Consider the following 23,167-nt stretch of genomic DNA (forward strand, 5'->3'; position numbering starts at 1 on the left):
TGTCGAACCCACGGCATGGGGCTGGCCACACGCTTCAGGCCGAATGCTCGCCCGCCATGCCCAAATGGTGTGTGCTGGTCGCCGTGTGGCTGGCCAATTCGAGAGCGTGGCTTGTTGTGTCGTTCAGTGTGTAGGCTCGGATGTAGTCGATCTTCATCTCGGCCGGCGTGGCGAGATGATCCGGCGGCGCGCCGGCGGCGCCGCCGATCGCGAGATTGGCCAGCATGTACATGGGGCCGTGCATGTCGGCCGGCGTGGCTGCCTTGGCGACCTCCATGCCGTCATACGTCCAGACAAGCTCATCGGGAGTCCAAAGCACGCCGTAGGTGTGGAAACCTCCGGTATCCATGACGTTCACCGTGGACGAAACCTGCGTGTGCTGGCCCGTGGCATTCGAATGCGCCGTCATATAGAGCGTGTTCGGATCCTGGCCGCGCGCTTCCATGGCATCCAGCTCCGGAGGCCACGAGCCGTTTTCGGGAAGAAGCCAGAAAGCTGGCCAGGCCCCGGCCGTATGGGGCAGTTCGGCCCGCATTTCGAAATAGCCATAAGTCTGGGAGAAGGATTCGTGCGTCGTCAGCAGGCCGGATGTGTATTCGTAGTTGTTGATGAGGGGCTTGATGTCGGCTGGCGCCTGCGCCGCGGTGATGGTGAGAACTCCGTCCTGCGCGCTGAACGGATGCACCGAGCTGGTCGGGGCGTAATTGGTGTTGATGTACCATTGCAGCTCGCTGTTGCCGGTCAGGGTACTTCCATTCGGTTGGCCCCACCAGAAATTGGAATTCCAGGTGCCGCTATGGCCGTTCCAGAGGCTGAGCGAGTTGAAGTCGTCGTTGAAGGACAGCGTCATGCCGGACTTGTCGATCGGCAGTTCGAACTGGCTGGGCTGCAGCTTGTCGATGGTCGTGTTCTTGAACTCGAGGATCTCGCCGGATCCGAGGTTCAGCACAACATTCGGTCCCGCCTGGATCAGGTTGGAGTGGATGGCATTGAACGAAGTGAAGCCGTAGCCATCGAGGCGGACGGTATCGTTCGCGGCGAAATTGACGATCAGATCGCTTCCATTGCCCTTCGAGACGATAAAAGTGTCGCCGCCGCCGCCACCATCGATCAGGACATCATTCCCCCGGCCGCCGTCCAGCGTCTGGCCGCCGGCCGTGGCGGTGATGATGTTGTCCAGCGCATTGCCGAACGCATAGTTGTTGGCGTGGGTAACAACGAGGTTCTCGACATTGTCCGGCAGCGTGTAGCTCATCCAGGTGCTGATCGTGTCAACGCCCGCCCCGCCGGACTCGACCACCTTGTTGCCCGCCCCATAGAGGTAATAGATGTCGTCGCCCGCGCCGCCATACATGGTGACGTTGGCGCCGCCGGCGCCCCAGATGGAGTCGTTACCGGCGGTGCCGTATAGCACCGGCCCGACCCCGGCCGCCGAAAACCAATGGTTGGAGGCGCCGCTATAGGGGAGAGGGACACCTAGCGCGTTGACGACGAAGCTCATCGGACAATCCTTCCTCGTGGTGCCTGGCCCGCCCCGCCGCTCGATGCAAGTTCAAGCGACCGCTTCAAACAAACCTGTAACTCATCCTATCGTTCCAAGGAATAAGTAAATAGTACAGGGGAAAAATATCTTATCTTTCCGTCGAGGCTCCGCGTGAATGGAATAAGCGACGGCTAATGCAATTATGCCGTGAGGCTTCGCCAATTTTACTTAACTTTACTTAATATTGCGAGGTTTTCTGCAGGAAAACTATGCAACCTGCCGTAGATGGATACACTTGTTGCAGCCGGGTCTTTTGATCTAAGCGGAAGGTCCGAAATCGGCTGGGTTGCCGCGGCGCCGCATGCCTGGAAGGCGGACGTCGGCTCGAGAAGTCCGTATCGTCGTTCAACTCTTCCGTATCCGCCAAGCGAGGTAAGCAGTCGCCGCGCCCACGCTGATCAGCTCTATCCCCAACAGCAGCCCAATCAGCCACATGGCCGTCAGGGGAATCCTGATCCACACTATCAGGGAAAGAAGAATTCCAATCAGTCCACTCCCCAGGACCCAGCCCCAGTTGGGAAAGGGACGGATGGTGAGGGCGAAAACCACCTTCAAGATGCCCTCGATCATGAAGAAGACGATCAGCAGCAAGGTGATGGTCAGCAGGCCGTTTCCAGGATGGCGCAGAAAAAGCAGACCAATCATCACGGCAAGGATGACGGAGATGAGTTGTAACCAGAAATGAGGCACGTGGCCCGCGCCGACCAGGCTTATGCCTTGCAGGGCTCCGCTGATGATCAGCAGCCACCCGAGCAGGACCACCACGGCAACCGACGAGATCATAGGAAAGATCACGGCTAGAATTCCGGCCGCGACCAGCAGCACGCCCTCTACAAGATACCAGAGCGAGTACCGCTTGACAGTCTGCCGCATGGCCTCGCGAAAGATCTCCGCGGCAGCATCCAACGAGTTCGAACCGGCCCGCCTCCAAAAACCGTCTGTATCTATGGTAGCCTCAAGCCGGTCCGCATGCGCTTTTGCAATTTTCAGGAGAGTTGCCGCCGTTTCCTGGGCTGTCCATCCGCGCGCTTGCGACGCTGCGACCAGTTCCTCGAAGGCGGGCTCTAACGCGACCTCACAGTTGACTTCCCGACCGGGGCTGTTCTCTCGCAGGATTGGCAGTTCAACCTTCGGGGACATGCAAAGGAAGTGCATCGCGGACGAAAGGTTCCGAGGCACCTCGATAGTTGATCGGATTCTGAAAGCGGCCGGCTCATTGGCCAGCGTAGCGTCGCCCGCGGTGATCGAGCGCGGTCCTCCGCGCCTGAAATGGGTGTTCCGTTTTACGGTGCCCGCCTCGCATTCCCAGAGGCTTTTCCAACTTTCTGCCTCGCACCTCAGCCCGCTGAGGTTCGGCGGTGCTTCCTCAGCCTCGTGATCGCGGACTTGTCGACGGTAACCACGCCGCCGCAGTCGATCCGCACGGTGAGCTTATTGGCTTCGCGATCAATGCGGATGACGTCCCCAACAAGCACAACCTTGTCTCCGGCGCGGGTTTTGGGCGGCGGGTCGATCGCATAAGGATGGCCATACGATGGAATGCCGGCTATGGCGCGTCCGCTGGGGAGAATGCTTATGACGGTACTCGTCAGCGCGACTTCGTCACCGATCTCATATTCCTCAGGCGTGTTGGTTTGGAGCATGGTTTTTCCTCCCGATGCTTTTCCCAATAATGTCGGCAAATTGAGTTGGTTGCCTGAAATCGCTTTTGTACGGTTCCGCACAGACCGGGGTCTTCGAAGCACTGGTTTCGCAGCGTCAACGGATAGGTGCAGCGCCTTGCCGCCCCTTGCGGACGCGTTCGCATGGAAACGGCGGACTGGGTCCGCCATCGGATTCAGTCAATGGAGTTGCGCAGGTTCGTGCGTTCCAGATTAGCGATGCGATCCTATCCGCTGTAACGACAACCACGCGTCATTTGCGCGTCCAGCCGCCAACGCTGCTCTGGTCACTCGTCGGGCTCGAATGTCTTTGCGACGTCGTCGATCTTACGCCAGTCATTGCCGTGGCGCCGCAAAACATCCCGAGCTTGCTTGGGTGACAGGTTCGTCGTGGCGGTAAGGTGCTGGACCTCCGCGTCCTCGCCTTTCAGGGGTCGGGTGCGAGGTTGCGCATTGTCGTCAGGTGGCGGTGGCGCTTCCACCGATCGTTCTTTTTTTCGCAACGTAGAGACTCCTTTAGTCCAATTAATCGGCGAACAAGGAAAAGGTTGCGGATGACGGTCCGCCCCAGGTCTGAGACCGGGTCGTGATAACCGTCGCGGAAGCCGCCGAGTTTCTGCCGCGAAACTGGCCCGCACGCACCGGGAAAGCAAGGCTAGTGAGACCCTTCGCCGCCAGCGTCCGCCAACCCCTCCGTGAAGCTGACCTTGGTCTCCTGCTGGACCATGGAGCCGAGGTCTTCCGCATCCCAGTTGGTCAGCCGGATGCAGCCGTGCGAGAAGGTTGTGCCGATCTTGCCCGGTTCGGGCGTGCCGTGAATACCATAGCTTTCGATGGAGAGGTCGATCCAGATCGATCCCACGGGATTGTTCGGCCCGGCAGCGATGGTGAACGGCCGCTTGGTCTTGACACCCTTGAAAGCAAAATGCGGATCATAATGATAGGTGGGGTTGTGAACCACGCGTTTGACTTCCGCCATGCCGCTTGGTGCAGGTTTCTCCTCGCTCCCGATCGAGGCAGGGTAGACCGCGAGCCATTTGCCCGAAGGATCGAGCACGCGCACCAGACGAGCGCCTTTGTCGACCTCGACGCTCGCAACGGCGGCGGGAGGGCCGTCCCGGCCGACATCCGGCACCACCAACATTGTGCCGGCCTTCCTGAAGCCGATGCCGGGATTGAGCCTCCTCAGCAATTTTTCGCTGATATGAAAGCGCTCCGCCAGCTTCTCCACCGCGTTGCGATAGCCGAGCCTCGGCAGACGGGCCATCTTCTCCATACGGTTCGGAATGCGCTTGGTGAAGGGCCCGCGCACGTCCTTGCGCGTCACCTCATAGGTTACCAGCACGGGATTGGCGGAGGTTGCCATGAGTTTGTCCCAGGTTTCCTGAGTGAGCTTGCCATCCGACGGGAGTCCGCTCGCCGTTTGAAAGGCTCCGACTGCCTTGACGAAGTTTTCTGAAATGCGGCCGTCGATCAGGCCCGGCGAGAAGCGGGCCCGGTCCAGAAGGATTTGCGCCTTCAGCACGGCCGGATCAACGTCTTTTGGCTCGCCGGCGGCGAACTGGGCTTGATTGACGGTGGTCATATCCAGCTTGGCCGCCCGCGCCACGCTACAGGCGAGGGCGAACACAGCGAAGACGACAAGAAGGAGCCGGATCATCGATGTCACTCTTGGACCGCAACAGGAACCTGCTTCTATGACGCGGGTGCAGGCCCTCTGGTTCCCCTCGCGGGCAACTTCGTCGTCGGAGCTCCCCGGATGGGATTTTCTGCGCCGTCTGGCCGACCGCCTGTTCTCCGTCGGAGATGGCGATGCCGGCGGCGCCGCGAACGCCTGCCGCAGGCTTGCCGACTGGCCCACCCGATGAAGCTCGGTCCGGCTGGGGAACAAGCGGAACCCGACCGCCTCACCAGTTGTTAGAAGCCGTGTGTGCGTGACGAGCCATGACGAAGTCGATACCGACAGGGATAGTTAGGCCGAGGTCCGCAAGGCCACCTGGCGCTCGCTGAAGCTGTCGCGAGACGGCGCCGGATGATCCCGTCCATAGGGACGGAACTCGATGATGCTCGCGCGCGATAGCACGGCCGATATCGGCGGCAGGTGAGGAAAGATGCCAGGCTGGGTCCGTGAAGGCTGGGTTCTGCTAAGCGAGAGCGTCAGCGGCTTCGTCAACGACAAGGCGTTGAGCCATGGCGCAGCGATGGCCTTTTACGCCGCCACCTCGCTGGCGCCGATCCTGCTCATCGTGGTGGCGATCGCCGGTCTGGTATTTGGCCACGATGCCGCCCAACTCGCGCTGTCGGCCCAGATATCGGGCGTGATGGGAGCACAGACTGCCGACCTCCTGCGGGCGACGATCGAAACAGCGTCGCACAAATCTTCCGGCACTCTGGCCACTATCCTCGGGTTGGTGACGCTCTTCGTCACCGCATCGGGCGTCTTCGGCGAAATGCAGCTCTCACTGAACGAGATCTGGAAGGTCGAGCCCAAGGGCGTCTCGCTTTCGCGGCTGGTGCGGGCACGGGCGGCAAGCCTCGGCCTCGTCGCTGCCCTTGGCTTCATGCTCCTGGTGTCGCTGGCGGCGAGCACGGCGGTCTCGGCGCTTGGCGAGTTCATCAACGCCCGCCTGCCGTTCGGCGCGCTGATCGTCAGCGCCATCAACACCGTCGTTTCCTTTGTCCTGATCGCCTTGCTGTTTGCGGCAATCTACAAGGTGCTGCCGGACAGAACGCTCAAATGGCGTGACGTTGCCATCGGCTCGGTCGTGACCACGCTCCTGTTCACCGTCGGCAAGTCGCTGATCGGCTGGTACATCGGCACAAGCGCCATAGCCACGTCATACGGAGCAGCCGGCGCGCTGCTGGTCGTGCTGCTCTGGGTCTATTATTCGGCGCAGATATTCCTGTTCGGCGCCGAGATAACGCGGGCCTACTCGGTCAGGCGCGGAAGCCGACCGGACCTCGCGCCGGTGGTCGCGGCTGACTCCGGCAGGAATCTCGCACGGCGCGGCCGCGGCGCGTCTGAAACCGAAGTCGTGGCGTGGATGGTCTTGAGTAGCCTCATCACCGCGCTGGTCTCGCAATTCTGGCGGGGGAGGCGCAGCTGAGAGCAGCTGCAAGGCACCGCCAAGTGCCGGCGCGTGACTGTCGTCGAAGCGTTGGACGACGATTTCCATGCAGGCCTTCGAGACACTGGAAATGCCTGCGTTTGCCCGGCCCGCGACGGTGCACGATCCGGAGGGCAATTCCAAATGCCTTCATACGCGTCGCTTCAGGGCCGGCACAGATGTTTGCCTCGAGCAAACTTGCCAGATGGCGGCGCTCGACGCGGCCATCTGGATCGTCGACACGGGTGGCGGGCCGCCTCCCGTAGGACGGTCAGGCGACCTTGAGATCCTTGAGCGCCTTCTCGAAGGCATCTTTGACCGGTCTGGAAACGTCGGTTGCCGCCTTGGTGGTGAGCGCCTGGAATTCCTTGGCTTGCTCGACACCCATTTCGACGCGTTTGCGCAGGAAGGCAGTCTGCAACTCAAAAATTTCCGACAGCGACTTGGCACGGACCAGAGTCTCGAGGTGCGAGAAGTCAGCCTCGGCATTGACACGCAGTGCGGCAATCATCTTCAGCGACAGCTCGCTGCCGGCCGATTTCGCGGTTTCGGCGGTCGACTCGAGCGCCTTCTGGGCGTCTTCAGTGCCCGACTGGAATTTGGCGAGAGCTTCTTTCGATTGCTCGACGCCCTTTTCGGCGACCGCGCGGAGCTGATCAGTAGCCTTGCCGGGGTCGAATGACGGAGATTCGACGGTTTCGGTGAGCTTGTCGGCGGTCTTGTCGGCGGTCTTGGACATTTCCTTATTCCTCTTGGTTGACGATGGTTGTCTTGCCGCCCGGGCATATTGAGGCAGATATGTGACAGTCTTGTGTGCGATGCAGCATTTATGTTGCGGCGCATTATTTTCGACCGCTGCAAGGCCTGGTTCGCGCGGGAGAGGGCGATTGAACGGGGATACCTGTTCAGCGTGTCATCCCGGGGGCGCCCGGTGGTGAAGCCCGGCAGCGCAATGAGGCGTCCCGGCTGGCTGCCATGGAGCACGATGAACTGTCGAGCGTCGTGACGCGTTTCATACCGAGTGAACAGCGGTGGAAGCAACCCATGGAGGATTTCAAGCGACGACGTGTGAACAAGGGAGCGGAAACGCCCGGCGCTTTCGCGGCATTTCCATATGACCGGATGGCTGTCGAGCGGTTTCGACAGGCCTTTCCCCGGGCGAGGTGGAATGATGAACGCCGGAGCTGGTTTATCCCAGGCAAGACCGGAGCTCGCCGGTTCGACCGCTGGCTCGCGCATGAAGCCGAATTTGTGGATAGATATGGCGATCTGAAGGGTCGAGATGCCTATGCCTTTGACCCGATTATGAGCCCGTACCTGGAAGTCGGCGAAGATCTTCAAATCCGAACGCCTTATTCGAAGACCATTGTCGAACAGTTGCGGGCAATCCCGTGGGCACGCTGGGACGAAGACCTGCGGCTTTGGCATGTGCCGTTCAGTTCCTATGAGGAGTTACGGCGTCGTTGGCACGAGATCGAGGCGGCGGCTCGACGAAATGAACCGGAGGAGAGGAGGCGGCGACGGGAGGCAAAAAGGAACTCGGAAGAACAAAAAGCCGCCCGCTTGCGTTCCGCGGAACGCAAACGGCGTCGCTATCCCTTGCCGCCTGGGGAGCTGCCGCCGCTGGGTCGGCCTGTCGCAACAGCACGGTACGGAATTGTTGTCTTTACCCACATAACGGGCGAGCTTGCCGAGCAGCCGGCTGCGTTGGCGGACTTCTATTCTCACGCGGCCCACGCAGGTTTCGATCCTATATGGGGTATCTGGCGTTCGCCGACGCTATCGGAGCTCGTCGCGACCTGGCCCGCTCGTCATGAACCCGGCCTGGCGGAATACGGGCGGGGTTGGTGGCAACCAACACTTGCCGAACTCAGAACAGCCCGTCGAAACGCGCGTTCCATGGAGCGTCGAAAGGAGAGGAGAGAACTTGGTCGAGTGCCACCGGTGGGAAGATGAATTTGTTCTCCCGCGGAAGGTGGCGGATGCAGCTACCGGTTGACCAGCCACAGAATGATCGACAGCACGATGCTGATCAGGATTCCCGTGGAGATCGGGGCATAGAATGTGAAGTTCTCACGCTCGATCACGATGTCACCAGGCAATCTGCCAAGGCCGATCCGCGACAACCACGGCCACAACAAGCCCACGGCAACCATGATGAGACCAACGATGATCAGGGCTCGCGACATGACCGCTTCCTGCCGGGCGAAATACAAGCCACCGGTCGAAGCGCCGAACGCGATCGACGTCGACAGCGGCATAGTTGAGGCGAAATCATCGTCGCAGGCAAGGTGGCGCGACGCGCCCATCCGCAGAATGTCGGCCCCAGCCGGTCGTGGTAAAGGCCGAGTGGGCAAAGCCCGGTCTGGCCGGGCGCTGCGACGCCCATGGTCATGCCTAACCATTGAAATCTTGCCGCTTGCGAATTGACCGAATGAGATCATCGACGCGGCCCATTGAAGCGCTCGGTGCGTCCTGTCGGACCGATCGAGCGTCGAGCCGATTGTCATAAATCCGCCTCAGCAGGTCACATGCACTCCTGGCGCGCTCCCATGTGCGGCCAACGAGCTTGCGTCCTCCCAAGGTCGCGGGTTCGTCGGCAACGTGATCCCAGACGGTCCAGGTGCCAGACGGCGCGGGACGACAGCGAAATCTAGGTTGGCGATCTTCCATGACCTTGAACGGCCAATACCGCTTCGAGTTCGATTCGACGTGGGAAGATGGTTAACCGCCGCGGCGTGTCCCTTAGTCTAAAGCGCGTGGCATCGAAGAGGCTGATTGTCCGGTTCGGGCCGATGTCGTGCCGAACCGACGACGCATCGTCTCGACCTCGCATGAAGACTGGCAGCAGTGGAGGCGGACAGGCACGTCGAGATCGCGCGGCATCGGCGGTCCGAAGCTGCCGCCGGGTCGTTCCGGGGGCTCCTCCGCTCCGGAGCTTGGCGCGAACAATTCGACTTGAGAACCGCCTACCGCAAACCGCGGGCGGATAGGTTACTTGCGGTTGGATTTGTCCAAACTGGACAAATCCCGTGACAAGGTACGCGGTTTTCGGGCTACCTTCCCCGAGCCACGGCGCTTGGAAGAATGAATTGACGCCCTTTTTGCTCTCCTTGTTTGAGGGCGCCGGCGCCGGGAGTAATAATCGCCACGGAATTCGTGAGGAAGAAGAGATGACGCTGAATTTCGACCCCAGGGCGAAGGCGACCACGCTTTACCACGGCGAATTCCGGCCGATGTTCATCGGCGGCAAGTGGGTTCCGGCGCAATCCGGCCAGGAGATGCGGGCGCTCAACCCGGCGACGGGCGAAGTGCTGGCCACGGTGCCGCGCGGGGGAGCCGCGGATATCGATGCGGCGGTCGCCGCCGCGCGCGCGGCCTTCGAAGGACCGTGGTCAAAATTCTCGCCCTACGAGCGGCAGTGCGTGCTTCTCAGGATCGCGGACCTGTTCGAGACGCATTGGGAAGAGCTCAGCGTTTCCGACACGCTCGACATGGGGCTGCCGATCACGCGCACGCTCGCCAACCGTCGCCGTGTCATCGGCATGCTGCGCTTCTACGCCGGCATGGCGACCGCGCTGCATGGCGAGGCGATCGACAATTCCATTCCCGGCGAGATCGTCTCCTTCACCCGGCGCGAGCCGGTGGGTGTCGTCGGCGCGATCATCCCCTGGAATGCGCCGACCGCCTCGTCGATCTGGAAGATCGCGCCGGCGCTCGCCACAGGCTGCGCCATCGTGCTGAAGCCTTCGGAAGACGCATCGCTGACGCCGCTGCTGATCGCACGGCTGATGCAGGAAGCCGGTGTGCCCGACGGCGTGGTCAACATCGTCACGGGAACGGGTGCGGAGGCCGGCGCGCGGCTGGCCGAACATCCCGACGTCAACAAGATCGTCTTCACCGGTTCGACGCAGACCGGGCAGGCCATCGCGCGGGCGGGCGTCGCCAACCTCAAGCGCGTTTCGCTGGAGCTTGGCGGCAAGTCGCCTGTTATCGTCTGCCGTGATGCCGACATCGATAAGGCTGTTCCAGTCGCGGCGATGGCGGTGTTCGTGCATTCGGGCCAGATCTGCATTGCCGGTTCGCGCCTGTTCGTGGCGCGCGAGATCCACGACGAATTCGTGCGCCGGGTCGCCGAGTTCGCCGGCAAACTGCGCATCGGCCACGGCATCGAGGCGGAGACCGAAATCGGGCCGCTCATCAATGCCCGCCAGGCCGCCAAGGTGGAGGGCTATATCAAGGCCGGCAGCGACGAAGGCGCCGAACTGGTCGCCGGCGGCTCGCGGCTGACGGGTGCGCTCTATGATGGCGGCAATTTCATCGCGCCGACCGTCTTCGGTTCGGTGTCGGACATGATGACCATCGCGCGCGAGGAAATTTTCGGGCCGGTCATTTCCGCCATGCCCTTCGACACGCTGGACGAAGCGGTGGCGCGCGCCAATGCGACGCCCTACGGGCTGGCCGCAGGCATCTTCACCACCCATCTGGGCACCGCGCACAAGCTCGCGCGCCGCATCAAGGCCGGCTCTGTCTGGGTCAACATGTATCATGCCATCGACCCGGCGGTGCCATTCGGCGGCATGAAGATGTCCGGCTACGGCCGCGAGGGCGGCATCGAGCACCTCCATGAGTATCTGGAGACGAAGTCGATCTGGATCCAGACCGACTGAGGGTAGTGGCGGTCAAGTTCATCAACCGCTCCGAGAAGCCATGGCGCACCATAACCATGCTACGGGGGAAATCCGCTGGCGCCGCCGTTTCCCAGGAACTTTTCTTCCTCTGGCGATTTTCGATATAAGATGGAATCGGAACGGCCAGGAGGGTGTTGCCGATGAAACGGGTTGCGATCTCAGCTCTTGCCCTGGCTGTGGCTTGTGCCATGTCCTCGTCGGCGCTCGCCGGGACCAGGCATCGCCACTATCAGGCCGAACCGGTCCGTTACGTTCCCGCCGATGACGACCTCATCGACTTCCTGTTCGGTGGCCCGCGCTACTATGACCAGCAGCTGTTCACCACCGCCGCCGGCGCCTGCTCCTACGATCGGATAGGTCCGGACGCGAATGCGCTGAACAAGATCAACGACCATCATTGCGGAAAATAGCCGGCGCGCGGTCGTCGATGCGCAAACGCTGGTCTCTTCACCAAAGTCTGCGGGAGATCCCGGCAACGGCTTGATGCCGCTGCCGTTTCGCGTGCCGCCCTGCGGCCCGTTGCACATTGGCGTTTTCAGGGTATGATGAAAAGCGCCAATCGTGAGATTAAGATGAAAAAAAACTTCAGTCCTATCGACGTCGAGGCTGCAACAGCCAGCGACGTCCCCGACATCGCGCGCCTGCTGAGCTGGGCCTTCGGCTTCGGCAAGGCGCGATCGGACGAATACATCGCCCATGTCGGCCTCGGCTCGCTCAGGCTGCTGCGGGGCGAGGGCGGGCGTCCGGATGCCTGCGCGGCGCTGCTCGAGACAGCGCATGTCTTTCATGGAAGGTCGGTGCGGGCGGCCAACATCGCGCATGTGGCGATCGCGCCGGAGCGTCGCGGCCAGGGTCTGGCCGTTCCCTTCGTGGATGCCCTGTGCGCGGAGGCGCAAGGCAAGGGTGCCGCGATTGCCACGCTGTTTGCCTCGACGCGCCCGGTCTACCGCAAGAGCGGCTTCGAGCTCGCCGGCCACGAGATCGTCTATGAGGCCGAGACGGCCAGCCTGCCGGCGGCGAGCAAGCTCGCCTTCGAGCGTGTCGAGCTGGACGATCCACGCATTGCCAAAGCCTATGCCGCCAAGGCGGGCCGCGAGGCGGGCCTGCTCAGCCGTGGCCCGGCGCATTGGAATGAGTTGTGGTGTGAGCCAACCGACGCGCTGGCCGCCTACCTGGCCGAAGGCGACGCGGCCTATCTGATCCTCGATATGGGCGAGGAGGCCCGTCTCGATGTCCGCGACTGGTACGCCGCTTCTCCTGAAGCCGCGCGGGGCGTGCTTTCCTTCCTGGCCCGGTTCCGCTCGGTCTACCCGGCCGTGCGCTGGCATGGCGGTCCGCAGGACGATCTGGTGGCGGCAATACCGGACAAAGGCTGGCGGCTCGCCCATCAGGAGGAATGGCTGCTGCGGGTGCTCGATCCGGCCGCGGCCCTGCGCCAGCGCGGCTACCATGTCGATGCCGCCCGATTGGCGCTGCGCATCGAGCCAGCGGAGACGGCGCTGGAGATCGGGATCAGGGATGGCGCCTCCGAGGTGGGCGAGGCGACCGGCGGATGCCCGACGGTTACCTTGCGGGCTCCGGCATTCGTTCAGCTGTTCACGGGCTTTCGCAGCGCCTCGAAACTGGCGCAGTATGGCCAGGTGATCGGCGAGGCGGCTGACATACGTCTGTGTGACCAGCTGTTTGCCGGACCGCCGCCCTGGGTGGCGGAGCATTTCTAGAGCATGATCCCGAAAAGTGGGAACCGGTTTTCGGACGAGATCATGCTCAAGCAAAGACCGGGCATGATCCCGAAAAGTGGGAACCGGTTTTCGGATGAGATCATGCTCCAACAACGAGACATTTCATGACACATGCGCTTATTGCCTCGCTTCGGGCGGCGGCTGGGGACATGACGCCGGCGCTGGCGCGCGTCGCGGATACGGTGCTGGCGCAGCCCGAAGCCACCTTGCGCCAGAGCATAACCGAACTTGCCGAGGCGTCCGCATCGTCGGAGGCCAGCGTCATGCGCTTCTGCCGCGACCAGGGTTTTACCGGCTTCCAGGATTTCAAGCTGGCCTTGGCCAAGGAATTGGCGACCGACGAGCGGGCGAGGGATATCGGCTCGCCGACCGACGATATCCAGCGGCTGGTCGAAACCGCCATCATCTCGCTGCGCGAAACAGAGCAGCTCATCGTCCGGGAGGATATCGCCACGGCCTCGCGGCAACTCCTGGCGGCGACGGCGATCGACTGCTTTGGCATCGCCGCTTCCGCCATCACGGCGCAATATCTCGCCTACAAGATGACCCGCATCGGCAAGCTCAGCCGGGCGCTCGGCGATGCGCACCTGGCTGCCATGGCCGCAGGCACCACGCAGAAGAGTACGGTGCAGGTGGTGATTTCGAGTTCGGGCTCGACCATAGACGCGGTGCGCATTGCCGAGCTCGCGCGCGCGCAAGGCGCCTTCGTGATCGGCATCTCCAACCGCTCGAAGAGCCCCCTGGTCGCCGTTTGCGACCTTGCCCTGATCGCGTCATGGCCGGAGACGCCGCTGACCGGCGGTGCGTTCCCGTCGAAGATCAGCCAATTGCTGATCGTCGATGCGCTGGTGGCCGAGATGACGCGGCAGGATCCGGCGCGGCTGGTGCTGCTTGGCCGTACGGCGGAGGTCGTGAGTGACCGCAGCTTCTGACCGCGCGGTGTTTGCCGTCGACATTGGCGGGACCAAGATCGCCGCCGCCGAAGTGCACGGGCGGCATTTGCTCGACCGGCGCCAGACGGCGACGCCGAGGACGGGCAGGGGCGACGATCTTGTCGCCGCGATTGCCGGTCTCGCGCCGAAGCATGCGGTCAGTGCCGTCGCCGTCGCCACCACCGGCATCGTCCGCGACGGCGCGCTGACCGCGCTCAACCCGCGGACCTTGCCGATCGAGAACGGCTATCCTCTGGCCGAGGCGCTCGAAACGGCGCTCGGCGTGCCGCCGCTGGTCGTCAATGATGCCCAGGCGGCGGCCTGGGCCGAATTCACCGTCGGCGCCGGCCGGGGTTATCGCAACTTCGCTTTCTTCACAGTCTCCACCGGCATTGGCTGCGGCCTGGTGATCGACGGCCGCCTGCAGGTGGGCGCCACGGGGCTGGCCGGCCATGCCGGGCACACCATGTCCGACCCGGGTGGCGTGATCTGTGGTTGCGGCCGGCGTGGCTGCCTGGAGACGATCGCCTCGGGCACCGCGCTTGCCCGTCGCGGCAGCGAGCGGCTCGGTCGTAAAGTTGGCGCGCCGGATCTGTTCGCGGCCGCCAGGCAGGGCGACAGAATCGCCGCCGAGGTGATCGCCTCCGCCGTCGACGCGCTGGTCAACGGCTTCGCCGACCTGACGGCGGCCGTCGACATCGATTGCTTCGCGGTCGGCGGCGGCGTCGGGCTGGCGGAGGGCTTCATCGAGGCGCTGAGCGCGCGCTCCCTGCAGCTTCCAGCCGTCTTCCAGCGCCCGATCGTTGCCGCGAAGGCTGGCGCCGATGCAGGTCTGTTGGGGGCCGCGCTGCTTTTTGACGGAAATTTTCATCTAAAATAATTTCTTGACAAAAAGTTTCATCCGCGATTGTCTGGAGGGGCAAATGCTTCCCTATGCAAGGAGATGCTCCAGGTGCAGGCCCCCCAGGCGCAAGGTGATGTGCTCGCCCGGCTCGATGGAACGCTGGTCGTGTCTTGCCAGGCGGAATCCCGCATGCCGCTTGATGCTCCCGAGCATATCGCCGCCATCGCCCGGTCGGTCGTCCTCGGCGGCGCTGCCGGTGTGCGCATCGAGGGTGCCGCGAACATAGGAGCCGTCCGCAGGCAGGTCAGCGTTCCCATCATCGGCCTGATCAAGGCGCGCCGTGCCGGCACCGAGGTCTACATCACCCCGACGCTCGCCAATGTGGCCTCGATCGTCGACGCCGGTGCCGATATCGTGGCCCTCGACGCCACCAACAGGCCGCGCCCGACCGATCTCAAGATGATGTTCGATGCGATCGCGCAGAAGGGGCGCCTGTCGATGGGCGATGTCAGCACGCTCGACGAAGCCAGGCTCGCCCTCGATGCCGGCGCCTCCCTGATCAGCACCACAATGGCCGGCTACACGTCCTATTCCAACCAGCAGGGCGGACCGGATTTCCCGTTGATGGAAGAGCTCGCCGGCGCTGGTCTGCCGTTTGTCGCCGAGGGGCGCATCTGGACGCCGCAGGAGGCGGTCCGCTGCTTCGAGCTCGGCGCCCGCTTCATTGTCGTTGGCGGCGCCATCACGCGGCCCGACGCCATCACCCGCCATTTCGCCGACAAGGTCGCCGCCTGGAGCGCCGGCCCGCTATTGAAAAGGAACCAGTCATGATCAAGCGCCGCCGCGTTGCCGTTATCGGTGCGGGCTTCATGGGCTCCATGCATGCCGCGATCTTCGCCAACATGGTCGGCTACGAACTGGCGGCGATCGTCGATCCGAATCTGGAACTGGCCGGCGCCGTTGCCGCAAAAGCGCCGGGCTGCAAGGTCTATGCCGGCCATGAGGCGCTGCTGACGGCCGAGCGCGATCTCGACCTCGTCTCGATCTGCACGCCCGACAATCTGCATCTGGCGCCGGCGGTTGCCGTGGCCAAGGCCGGCATCAACATTTTCGTCGAGAAGCCGATCTCTTCCACCGTCGAGGATGCGCAGGCCATCATCGCGGCGTGCGATGCGGCCAAGGTCAAGCTCGGCATCGGCTATCTCCTGCGCTTCGATCCGCGCTACGCCGCCGCCAAGGAACTGATGATTTCAGGCAAGATCGGCGAACCGATCCACATCTATGCCCGGCGCAACAGCGCCCGCACCGAAGGGCCCAAGCGTTACGGCGGCAAGCTGCCGCTGGCGCTGCATGTCACCGTTCACGATGTCGACATGGTGCTGTGGATGCTCGACGGGCAATGGCCGATTTCGGTCTATGCCCAGCAGACCAACAGACTGCTCGGCGCGTCGGGCACGCAGGACAGCCTGGCCGCGATCGTACGTTTCTCCGACGGCACGGTGGTGAATTTCGAAAGCGCCTGGTCGTTGCCGGCGGGCGCGCGCCACATGATCGATGCCCGCATGGAGCTGATCGGCACCGAAGGGTCGTTCGAGGTCCAGTGCGGCGACAGCGGCCTCTACTACGCCAGCAATGAGACGTCGCGCGAGATCGATACCCAGCATTGGCCTGTCGTCAATGGCCGTCTCGACGGCGACCTGGCGCGTCAGCTCGGCGGCCTGCTGGCCTGGCTCGATGGCGCCGACATGCCGATCGCCAGCGGCCGCGATGCCCTTCGTTCGCTCGAACTCACACTGGCGATGATGCAGTCGGCGCAGAGCGGCGAAATCGTGCGCCTCGCTTAGGGGGTGAGAACCACGGTCGGAATCTGAAACGAGGCCACAGCGGCCCAACAATGGGAGATGAGAAATGCTAAACAGACGCAACGTGTTGATGCTTGGCGTGGCCGCAGCCGCGCTTGCCGCGGCCCTGCCGGCCTCGGCGCAGGACAAGCCGTTCGCCGGCGTGCAGCTGTCCGTCCTGCTCGAAGGCCATCCGACGACCGACGCCATCCAGAAGCTGCTGCCGGCCTTCAAGGAAGCGACCGGCATCGACGTTGCACTCGAAGTGGTGCCCGAGCAGGACATCACGGCCAAGGAACTGCTGGAGTTCTCCTCCAAGTCCGGCCGCTATGACGTCGTCCAGAACAACATCATCTATCTGCCCGGCTTCGTGAAGTCGGGCTACATCGTGCCGCTCGACGATTTCCTGGCCAAGCACAAGGAGAATTTCGACAAGGCCGATTTCGTGCCCGGCTATTTCAACACCAACATTGTCGACGGCAAGGTCTACGGACTTCCGGTCTATGGCGAAAGCACCTTCGTCATGTACCGCAAGGACCTGTTCGAGCAGTATGGTCTCGCCGCGCCCAAGACGTTCGACGACATCGAGAACGCGGCCAAGACCATTTCGGAAAAGACCGACAAGAAGATCGCCGGCATCACCATGCGCGGCCAGCAAGGCATCCAGGGCGTCTATGTCTGGGCGGCCTATCTCTGGGGCTTCGGCGGCTCGTTCCTCGACGCCAGCGGCAAGTCGGCGCTGGCGACGCCGGACGGTGTCTCGGCACTCGAGGCCTTCACCAAGGTGCTCAAGGATTACGGCCCGGTCGGCGTCGCCAATTTCGGCTGGGAGGAAAACCGGCTGCTGTTCCAGCAGGGCAAGGCGGCGATTACGCTCGATGCCACGGTCAACGGCGCCTACAACGAAGACCCCACTGTCTCCACGGTCGTCGGCAAGGTCGGCTATGTGCCGGTGCCGATGAAGTCGTCCTCGCCCAAGGGCGGTTCGTCCTCGCTCGCCGTGCACTCGATGTATGTCTCGGCCGAATCCAAGAACCAGGAAGCGGCCGCCCTGTTCGCCGCCTGGGCGACCGCCAAGGAGCAGCAGTTGAAGGCGATCGAAACCGATCCCAATTCCGGCGTGACCTCGCTTTCGGTGTTGAACGGCGAGGCCTTCGGCAAGCGCTACGGCGCCTTCAAGGAGGGCATGATCGCCGCCATCAACGCCGGCAATCCGCAATATCTGCCGACGGTGGAACAGGCCAACGAGATCATCAACAACACCGGTATCGCCGTCTCCAAGGCGCTGGCCGGCACGGCCAGCGCCGCCGATGCCTTGAAGGAGGCGGATGAGGCCAACAACGCCGCGCTCGCCCGCTAGAGCATGATGCCGAAAAGCGTGAAGCGGTTTTCGGACGACATCATGCTCTATCTCTTTGACTTAGAGACGGATTCAGATTTCAGGTCGATTCGACCTGAAATCATCCGGCTAGGCGGGCAGGCGTGCCCTGCCGCGTGCGCTCCCTGTGCGCGGCAGGGCGAAATCCCCTTACTGATGGATTGAGCATCGTGACGACAACAGCGTCGGATCCGACGAGGCATTTCTTCCAGCCGATTATCGTCTGCCTGACCGTGGCATCGGTCGCGCTGACGCTGTTCGTGATCTGGATTTCGCTGCACGATCTGTCGCTGATGCGCGCCGGGCGCGAGAAGTTCGTCGGCCTCGACAATTACCTGCGCTTCTTCGGCGATCCGCGCGCCATGGCGGCGCTGTGGCGCACGGTGCTGTTCACAGCGCTGGCGACGGTGATCGAGATCGCGCTCGGCCTTGCCGTCGTGCTGTTCCTCGACCGCGACTTCGCCATGAAGCGGCTGGTGAGAACGCTGCTGCTGGTGCCCATCATCATGACGCCGGTGGTGGTCGGGCTGACCTGGCGCTTCCTGTTCGATCCCGCCACCGGCATGGCGAATTACCTCCTGTCGCTCGCCGGCCTGTCCCAGATCGACTGGCTGGGCAGCCCGCGGATCGCGCTGTTCTCGGTGCTGATAGCCGACATCTGGCAGTGGACGCCCTTCGTCATCCTGCTGGTGATGGCGGCCCTGGAGTCCGCGCCCACTGATCCCCTGAACGCCGCCCGCGTCGACGGCGCGCGCGAATGGCAGGTGACCTGGTACGTGCTTTTGCCGATGCTGCGCCGGGCGCTCGCCATCGTCGCGCTGATCCGGGCGATCGACAGCATCAAGGCCTTCGACCTGTTCTACATCATGACGCGCGGCGGCCCCGCGCTGTCGACCGAGACGCTGAACTACTACGGCTACATCGTCGCCTTCACCAATTTCGACATTTCCTATGCGCTGGCCATCGCCGTCATCCTGACCATCTTCACCAACGTCGCTCTGCTGACCATGTACAGCGTGCTGTTTCCGAAGGCGGGAGAGCGCTGATGGGCCGGCGCGCGGTTTTCTATCTTGGCCTGCTGCTGCTTTTGCTGGCGGTGCTGTTCCCGCTCTACTGGGTTGTGGTGACCTCGTTCAAGACGACGCGCGACGCCTTTGCCATCCCGCCGGTCTGGCTGTTCAGCCCCACGCTCGACAACTATCGCACCGTCTTTGCCAACCGCGGCTTCCTCAGCGCCTTCGCCAACTCCTTCATCGTCTCCATCCTGTCCAGCGCGCTGGCAGTGGCCATTGGTTCGGTCGCCGCCTACGGGCTGGCGCAGCAGCCGGGCGATCTGCGCCGCTCCAAGGAAAAATTCATCCTCAGCCTGCGCATCGCGCCGGCGCTGCTGTTCGTCATCCCGATGTATTATCTGGCGACGCGCATCGGCGCGCTGAACCAGCATTGGCTGCTGATCGCCGCCTATGCCTTCGTCAACGTGCCGTTCGCGATCTCGCTGCTGATCACCTTCTTCGACGACATTCCGAAGGAATTGCGCGATGCGGCCCGCGTCGACGGCGCGCGCGAATTCAGCGTGTTCTGGCATGTCTATTTGCCGGCGGCGCGAGGCGGCATCGTCGCGACGCTGATCCTGTGCGTGCTGTTCACCTGGAACGAGTTCTTCGTCGCCCTGGTGCTGACCGGCCGCGACACCCAGACGCTGCCGGTCTCCATCACCTCGTTCCTGACCTTCCAGGGCATCCAGTGGGGCGCGCTGACGGCCGCTGCCACGCTCATCATGCTGCCGATGATCGTGCTTGGCGTTCTGGTGCAGGGGCAGATCGTGCGCGGCATGACGCTGGGCAGCGTGAAAGGCTGAGGGGTTCCGATGGCGAAACTGTCGATAAGGTCGGTGTCGAAATCCTACGGCGCGGTGCGCGTGCTCGACGATGTCTCGGTCGAGGTGGAGGAGGGCTCCTTCGTCGTGCTGCTCGGGCCGTCGGGCTGCGGGAAATCGACGCTGCTGCATGCCGTTGCCGGGCTCAACCCGATCGATTCCGGCACGATCATCATCGGCGACCGCAACGTCACCAACCTGCCGGCGCGGGACCGTGATGTCGCCATGGTGTTCCAGTCCTACGCGCTCTATCCGACCATGTCGGTGGCCGAGAACATCGCCTTTCCGCTGAAGATGCGCGGGCTCGACCGCCAGACATCGCAAGAAAAGGTCGCCGCGGTGGCCAGGCTGCTGCAGATCGAACCGCTGCTGGAGCGCCGACCGCGCGAATTGTCGGGCGGCCAGCGCCAACGCGTCGCCATCGGCCGGGCGCTGGTGCGCGATCCCCGGCTGTTCCTGTTCGACGAGCCGCTGTCCAACCTCGACGCGGCACTGCGCACCGAGCTGCGCGCCGAGATCAAGCGCCTGCACCAGTCGATCCGCCGCACCATGGTCTATGTGACGCACGACCAGACCGAGGCGCTGACGCTTGCCGACAAGATCGTCGTGCTGAAAGCCGGCAAGATCGAGCAGATCGGTACGCCGCTGTCGCTCTATGACGATCCCGACAACGCTTTCGTCGCCGGCTTCATCGGCTCACCGCGCATGAATTTCCTCAAGGCCCGCGTAGCCGAGTACGGGAAAGCCGTGCTGGTCGGCGATACCAGGGTCGACGTCTCGCATCTGGCGACGCGGCTCGTCGATGGCCAGGAGGTCACTCTGGGCATCAGGCCGGAGCATCTCGATGAAAAGCAGGGTGTCGAACTTACGCTTGCCGTCGATGTCACCGAGCGCCTGGGATCGACCTCCTACGTGCACGGCGCGCTGCCGGGCGGCGAAACGGTGGTCGCCGAACGGCGCGAGGACCAGCCCCGTTTCGGCGAGACGATCACGCTGCGTTTCCTGCCCGGCCGCACGCGCCTCTTCGACGCGCAGGGCCTGCGCATTCGCTGAATCAGGCCGGCGTCGCTCCCCACCCGGGGAAGCGGTCCGGGCGGAGCCATTGCTGGCGCGATTACGTCGCCGGAGAACACGGCGTCGACGTCGTCACGGCTCCGCCAGGGCCGCGCGGATTTCGGCATCATGTTCGCCGCGCGCCGGGCTTCCGGCCGGTGACCATCGCGCCCCTGCCGAAAAACGCGGTGCCGCCGCCGCTTGAAGAGCACCGTCCACGGTCCGCCATGTGCCGCGCGCGGCCATGTGCGGATGCGATGCCGCTTCATGCGGGCCAAGTACCGGGCCGACGCAGGCGTCCGAGCCCTCGAACAGGCTGATCCATTGGTCGCGCGGTTTGGCGGCAAAGATCGCCGCCAGCCGGTCTCCGAGTTCGGGCCAGAGGTCGCGATCGAACTGCCTGGCGAATTGCCGATCGCCGGCCAGGCCAAGCCTGTCGAGGAAGAGCGCGTAGAATTTCGGCTCCAGACACTGGACGCTGATGAAACCATCATCGGCGGTGCGGTAGACGCGGCACCAATGTGGTCCGTCGAGCAGGCTCCGGCCGCGCTCGGCGGCCAGCGCGCCCGACTGGCCGAGCGACATCAGCAGGTTCATCAGATGGGCTGACCCGTCGACGATCGCCGTGTCGACGATGGTGCCCTGTCCGCTGGTGCGTGCGTTCATGATGGCGGCGAGCATGCCGATCACCAGATAGAGCGCGCCGCCCCCTATGTCGCCGACCAGGGTCGGCGGCGCCATTGGCGGCTCGCCGGGCAAGGAGGCGTACCAGAGCGCGCCGGACACGCCGATATAGTTCATGTCGTGGCCGGCGGTGCGGGCAAGCGGACCATCCTGCCCCCAGCCGGTCATGCGGCCATAGGCCATCCGCGGGTTGACCGCGAGGCAGGCCTCCGGGCCAAGCCCGAGACGCTCCATGACGCCGGGGCGGAACCCCTCGATCAGTCCGTCGGCGGTGGCGATCAGGCGCATCAGCACGGCGACGTCGTCTTCATTCTTCAGGTCGAGCGCGATGGAGCGTTTGCCGCGATCGAGCAGCGAGCGCTCAGGCTGGCCGGACGCGAATGCGTCCTTGCGGTGGACGACGATGACATCGGCGCCGAGATCGGCGAGCAGCATGCCGGCGAAGGGCGCCGGCCCCAGCGCCTCGATCTCGACGATGCGGATACCCCTGAGCATCCCACCCTCCATGGCGGTCAACCTTTCGGTGGCGTGGCTTGATATTGCGTTGGACGACGGTGTGTAACCCCGCGCTTTCGCCATTGAAGCACGTGCCGGTCGCATATACTTCAGGGCCATGAAAAAAATCGGTTTCCTGTCATTCGGGCACTGGACGCCCTCGTCGCAATCGCAGGTGCGTTCGGCATCGGACGCGCTGCTGCAATCCATCGATCTAGCGGTTGCCGCCGAGCAACTGGGCGCGGACGGCGCCTATTTCCGCGTGCATCACTTCGCCCGCCAGCTCGCCTCGCCATTCCCGTTGCTGGCGGCCATCGGCGCCAAGACCAGCCGCATCGAGATCGGCACGGCGGTCATCGACATGCGCTACGAGAATCCGCTCTACATGGCCGAGGATGCGGGAGCGGCCGACATCATCGCCGGCGGGCGGCTGCAGCTTGGCATCAGCCGTGGCTCGCCTGAACAGGTGATCGATGGCTGGCGCTACTTCGGCTATGCGCCGCAGGAAGGCAAAAGCGACGCCGACATGGCGCGGCATCACGCCGAGGTCTTCCTCGACACGCTGCGCGGCGAGGGCTTCGCCCAGCCCAATCCACGGCCGATGTTCCCCAATCCGCCCGGCCTGCTCAGGCTCGAGCCGCATTCGGAAGGCCTGCGCGAGCGCATCTGGTGGGGTGCCGCCACCAACGCCACCTCGGAATGGGCGGCCAGGCTCGGCATGAACCTGCAGAGCTCGACGCTCAAATTCGACGAGAGCGGCAAGCCGTTCCACGTCCAGCAGGCCGAGCAGATCCGTGTCTATCGCGAGGCCTGGAAGGCGGCCGGCCACCAGCGGGAGCCGCGCGTCTCGGTCAGCCGCAGCATCTTCGCTTTGGTCGACGATCGCGACCGCGCCTATTTCGGGCGCGGCAATGAGAGCCGCGACCAGATCGGCTTCATCGAGGAAAACACCAGGGCGATCTTCGGGCGCAGCTACGCCGCCGAACCCGATGTGCTGATCAAGGAACTGGCGCAGGACGAGGCGATCGCCGAGGCCGACACGCTGCTGCTCACCGTGCCCAACCAGCTTGGTGTCGACTACAACGCCCATGTCATCGAGGCGATCCTGACCCACGTCGCGCCGGCGCTCGGCTGGCGCTGACGGCCGCGCCGTGTAACCATCGGTCATGGCGGGGTAGTTCAGGGAGATTCACCCGGCATGCCGAAGGAAGCCGTGATTGCCGGGGGATGGCGCTGATCGTGGAGCGCGATTTGCTCCGGGCGGCGCGTGGCTAGTTCCAGATCGAGCTATCGGGTCGAGGTCACAAGCATGGCAGCAAA

General features: G+C 63.6%; 21 protein-coding genes. 14 read left to right on the top strand and 7 right to left on the bottom strand.

Features of this window, described 5'->3' with window-relative positions:
- Positions 1–34: 34 nt before the first annotated feature.
- The 4 genes from FJ958_RS26940 to FJ958_RS26960 all read right to left on the bottom strand — a co-directional run bounded on the left by FJ958_RS26940 (position 35) and on the right by FJ958_RS26960 (position 4,864).
- Positions 35–1,501: a family 16 glycosylhydrolase gene (locus FJ958_RS26940; protein WP_140747659.1), complete on the bottom strand. Its 1,467-nt coding sequence runs from the start codon at positions 1,499–1,501 to the stop codon at positions 35–37.
- Positions 1,502–1,888: 387 nt separating this feature from the next.
- Positions 1,889–2,683 carry an HdeD family acid-resistance protein gene (locus tag FJ958_RS26945; RefSeq protein WP_246679776.1) on the bottom strand — a complete coding sequence of 265 codons (795 nt, stop codon included), beginning with the start codon at positions 2,681–2,683 and terminating at the stop codon, positions 1,889–1,891.
- A gap of 197 nt (positions 2,684–2,880) precedes the next feature.
- Positions 2,881–3,186, bottom strand: coding sequence for a preprotein translocase subunit YajC (locus FJ958_RS26950; protein ID WP_140747662.1), 306 nt, complete (start codon positions 3,184–3,186; stop codon positions 2,881–2,883).
- 673 nt (positions 3,187–3,859) lie between these two features.
- Positions 3,860–4,864, bottom strand: a complete 1,005-nt coding sequence (locus FJ958_RS26960; protein ID WP_140747668.1) for a L,D-transpeptidase — start codon at positions 4,862–4,864, stop codon at positions 3,860–3,862.
- 451 nt (positions 4,865–5,315) lie between these two features.
- Here FJ958_RS26960 and FJ958_RS26965 point away from each other — a divergent pair, with 451 nt between their 5' ends.
- A complete protein-coding gene (locus FJ958_RS26965) occupies positions 5,316–6,311 on the top strand; it encodes a YihY/virulence factor BrkB family protein (protein ID WP_140747671.1) in 996 nt (331 codons plus the stop codon).
- A gap of 271 nt (positions 6,312–6,582) precedes the next feature.
- Here FJ958_RS26965 and FJ958_RS26970 read toward each other — a convergent pair whose 3' ends face one another.
- Positions 6,583–7,050 carry a phasin gene (locus FJ958_RS26970; RefSeq protein ID WP_140747674.1) on the bottom strand — a complete coding sequence of 156 codons (468 nt, stop codon included), beginning with the start codon at positions 7,048–7,050 and terminating at the stop codon, positions 6,583–6,585.
- Between the two features lie 305 nt (positions 7,051–7,355).
- Between FJ958_RS26970 and FJ958_RS26975 the strand changes: the two genes are divergently transcribed.
- On the top strand, positions 7,356–8,267 hold the full coding sequence (locus tag FJ958_RS26975; RefSeq protein ID WP_140747677.1) for a hypothetical protein: 912 nt from the start codon (positions 7,356–7,358) through the stop codon (positions 8,265–8,267).
- Between the two features lie 32 nt (positions 8,268–8,299).
- Here FJ958_RS26975 and FJ958_RS32570 read toward each other — a convergent pair whose 3' ends face one another.
- Complete coding sequence (locus FJ958_RS32570; RefSeq protein ID WP_348642224.1) at positions 8,300–8,620, bottom strand: DUF2905 domain-containing protein; 321 nt, start codon at positions 8,618–8,620, stop codon at positions 8,300–8,302.
- An 864-nt stretch (positions 8,621–9,484) separates the two neighbouring features.
- Between FJ958_RS32570 and FJ958_RS26990 the strand changes: the two genes are divergently transcribed.
- From FJ958_RS26990 to FJ958_RS27045, 11 genes are all read left to right on the top strand, one after another.
- A complete protein-coding gene (locus FJ958_RS26990) occupies positions 9,485–10,981 on the top strand; it encodes an aldehyde dehydrogenase family protein (RefSeq protein ID WP_140747683.1) in 1,497 nt (498 codons plus the stop codon).
- 155 nt (positions 10,982–11,136) lie between these two features.
- Positions 11,137–11,412, top strand: coding sequence for a hypothetical protein (locus tag FJ958_RS26995; RefSeq protein ID WP_140747686.1), 276 nt, complete (start codon positions 11,137–11,139; stop codon positions 11,410–11,412).
- Positions 11,413–11,574: 162 nt separating this feature from the next.
- Positions 11,575–12,723: a GNAT family N-acetyltransferase gene (locus FJ958_RS27000; protein ID WP_246679777.1), complete on the top strand. Its 1,149-nt coding sequence runs from the start codon at positions 11,575–11,577 to the stop codon at positions 12,721–12,723.
- Positions 12,724–12,848: 125 nt separating this feature from the next.
- Positions 12,849–13,676, top strand: a complete 828-nt coding sequence (locus FJ958_RS27005; protein ID WP_140747692.1) for a MurR/RpiR family transcriptional regulator — start codon at positions 12,849–12,851, stop codon at positions 13,674–13,676.
- Positions 13,660–14,556, top strand: coding sequence for an N-acetylmannosamine kinase (locus FJ958_RS27010; RefSeq protein WP_140747695.1), 897 nt, complete (start codon positions 13,660–13,662; stop codon positions 14,554–14,556). The genes FJ958_RS27005 and FJ958_RS27010 overlap by 17 nt, the downstream gene beginning before the upstream one ends.
- A 72-nt stretch (positions 14,557–14,628) precedes the next feature.
- Positions 14,629–15,351: an N-acetylmannosamine-6-phosphate 2-epimerase gene (locus tag FJ958_RS27015; protein ID WP_246679778.1), complete on the top strand. Its 723-nt coding sequence runs from the start codon at positions 14,629–14,631 to the stop codon at positions 15,349–15,351.
- Positions 15,348–16,364 carry a Gfo/Idh/MocA family oxidoreductase gene (locus FJ958_RS27020; RefSeq protein WP_140747701.1) on the top strand — a complete coding sequence of 339 codons (1,017 nt, stop codon included), beginning with the start codon at positions 15,348–15,350 and terminating at the stop codon, positions 16,362–16,364. Before FJ958_RS27015 ends, FJ958_RS27020 begins: the two co-directional genes overlap by 4 nt.
- A gap of 64 nt (positions 16,365–16,428) precedes the next feature.
- Positions 16,429–17,721 carry a sugar ABC transporter substrate-binding protein gene (locus FJ958_RS27025; protein ID WP_140747704.1) on the top strand — a complete coding sequence of 431 codons (1,293 nt, stop codon included), beginning with the start codon at positions 16,429–16,431 and terminating at the stop codon, positions 17,719–17,721.
- 188 nt (positions 17,722–17,909) lie between these two features.
- Positions 17,910–18,785, top strand: a complete 876-nt coding sequence (locus tag FJ958_RS27035; protein ID WP_246677088.1) for a sugar ABC transporter permease — start codon at positions 17,910–17,912, stop codon at positions 18,783–18,785.
- Entirely contained in the window at positions 18,785–19,597 is an 813-nt protein-coding gene (locus FJ958_RS27040) for a carbohydrate ABC transporter permease (RefSeq protein ID WP_140747714.1), read from the top strand. Before FJ958_RS27035 ends, FJ958_RS27040 begins: the two co-directional genes overlap by 1 nt.
- A gap of 9 nt (positions 19,598–19,606) precedes the next feature.
- Positions 19,607–20,668 carry an ABC transporter ATP-binding protein gene (locus FJ958_RS27045; RefSeq protein WP_140747717.1) on the top strand — a complete coding sequence of 354 codons (1,062 nt, stop codon included), beginning with the start codon at positions 19,607–19,609 and terminating at the stop codon, positions 20,666–20,668.
- A gap of 93 nt (positions 20,669–20,761) precedes the next feature.
- Here the strand turns inward: FJ958_RS27045 and FJ958_RS27050 are convergent, their stop codons facing one another.
- A complete protein-coding gene (locus FJ958_RS27050; protein WP_140747720.1) occupies positions 20,762–21,847 on the bottom strand; it encodes a CaiB/BaiF CoA-transferase family protein in 1,086 nt (361 codons plus the stop codon).
- Between the two features lie 118 nt (positions 21,848–21,965).
- Between FJ958_RS27050 and FJ958_RS27055 the strand changes: the two genes are divergently transcribed.
- Complete coding sequence (locus FJ958_RS27055; protein WP_140747724.1) at positions 21,966–22,988, top strand: LLM class flavin-dependent oxidoreductase; 1,023 nt, start codon at positions 21,966–21,968, stop codon at positions 22,986–22,988.
- Positions 22,989–23,167: the final 179 nt, after the last annotated feature.

The organism is Mesorhizobium sp. B2-3-5 (genome assembly GCF_006442395.1).
Classification (GTDB): Bacteria; Pseudomonadota; Alphaproteobacteria; order Rhizobiales; family Rhizobiaceae; genus Mesorhizobium.

Bases quoted from the DNA above. Each gene is read 5' to 3' on its own strand.
- FJ958_RS26940 (WP_140747659.1), bottom strand. From the start codon at position 1,501: ATGAGCTTCGTCGTCAACGCGCTAGGTGTCCCTCTCCCCTATAGCGGC.
- FJ958_RS26945 (WP_246679776.1), bottom strand. From the start codon at position 2,683: ATGTCCCCGAAGGTTGAACTGCCAATCCTGCGAGAGAACAGCCCCGGT.
- FJ958_RS26950 (WP_140747662.1), bottom strand. From the start codon at position 3,186: ATGCTCCAAACCAACACGCCTGAGGAATATGAGATCGGTGACGAAGTC.
- FJ958_RS26960 (WP_140747668.1), bottom strand. From the start codon at position 4,864: ATGATCCGGCTCCTTCTTGTCGTCTTCGCTGTGTTCGCCCTCGCCTGT.
- FJ958_RS26965 (WP_140747671.1), top strand. From the start codon at position 5,316: ATGCCAGGCTGGGTCCGTGAAGGCTGGGTTCTGCTAAGCGAGAGCGTC.
- FJ958_RS26970 (WP_140747674.1), bottom strand. From the start codon at position 7,050: ATGTCCAAGACCGCCGACAAGACCGCCGACAAGCTCACCGAAACCGTC.
- FJ958_RS26975 (WP_140747677.1), top strand. From the start codon at position 7,356: ATGGAGGATTTCAAGCGACGACGTGTGAACAAGGGAGCGGAAACGCCC.
- FJ958_RS32570 (WP_348642224.1), bottom strand. From the start codon at position 8,620: ATGGGCGCGTCGCGCCACCTTGCCTGCGACGATGATTTCGCCTCAACT.
- FJ958_RS26990 (WP_140747683.1), top strand. From the start codon at position 9,485: ATGACGCTGAATTTCGACCCCAGGGCGAAGGCGACCACGCTTTACCAC.
- FJ958_RS27000 (WP_246679777.1), top strand. From the start codon at position 11,575: ATGAAAAAAAACTTCAGTCCTATCGACGTCGAGGCTGCAACAGCCAGC.
- FJ958_RS27005 (WP_140747692.1), top strand. From the start codon at position 12,849: ATGACACATGCGCTTATTGCCTCGCTTCGGGCGGCGGCTGGGGACATG.
- FJ958_RS27020 (WP_140747701.1), top strand. From the start codon at position 15,348: ATGATCAAGCGCCGCCGCGTTGCCGTTATCGGTGCGGGCTTCATGGGC.
- FJ958_RS27025 (WP_140747704.1), top strand. From the start codon at position 16,429: ATGCTAAACAGACGCAACGTGTTGATGCTTGGCGTGGCCGCAGCCGCG.
- FJ958_RS27040 (WP_140747714.1), top strand. From the start codon at position 18,785: ATGGGCCGGCGCGCGGTTTTCTATCTTGGCCTGCTGCTGCTTTTGCTG.
- FJ958_RS27045 (WP_140747717.1), top strand. From the start codon at position 19,607: ATGGCGAAACTGTCGATAAGGTCGGTGTCGAAATCCTACGGCGCGGTG.
- FJ958_RS27050 (WP_140747720.1), bottom strand. From the start codon at position 21,847: ATGCTCAGGGGTATCCGCATCGTCGAGATCGAGGCGCTGGGGCCGGCG.
- FJ958_RS27055 (WP_140747724.1), top strand. From the start codon at position 21,966: ATGAAAAAAATCGGTTTCCTGTCATTCGGGCACTGGACGCCCTCGTCG.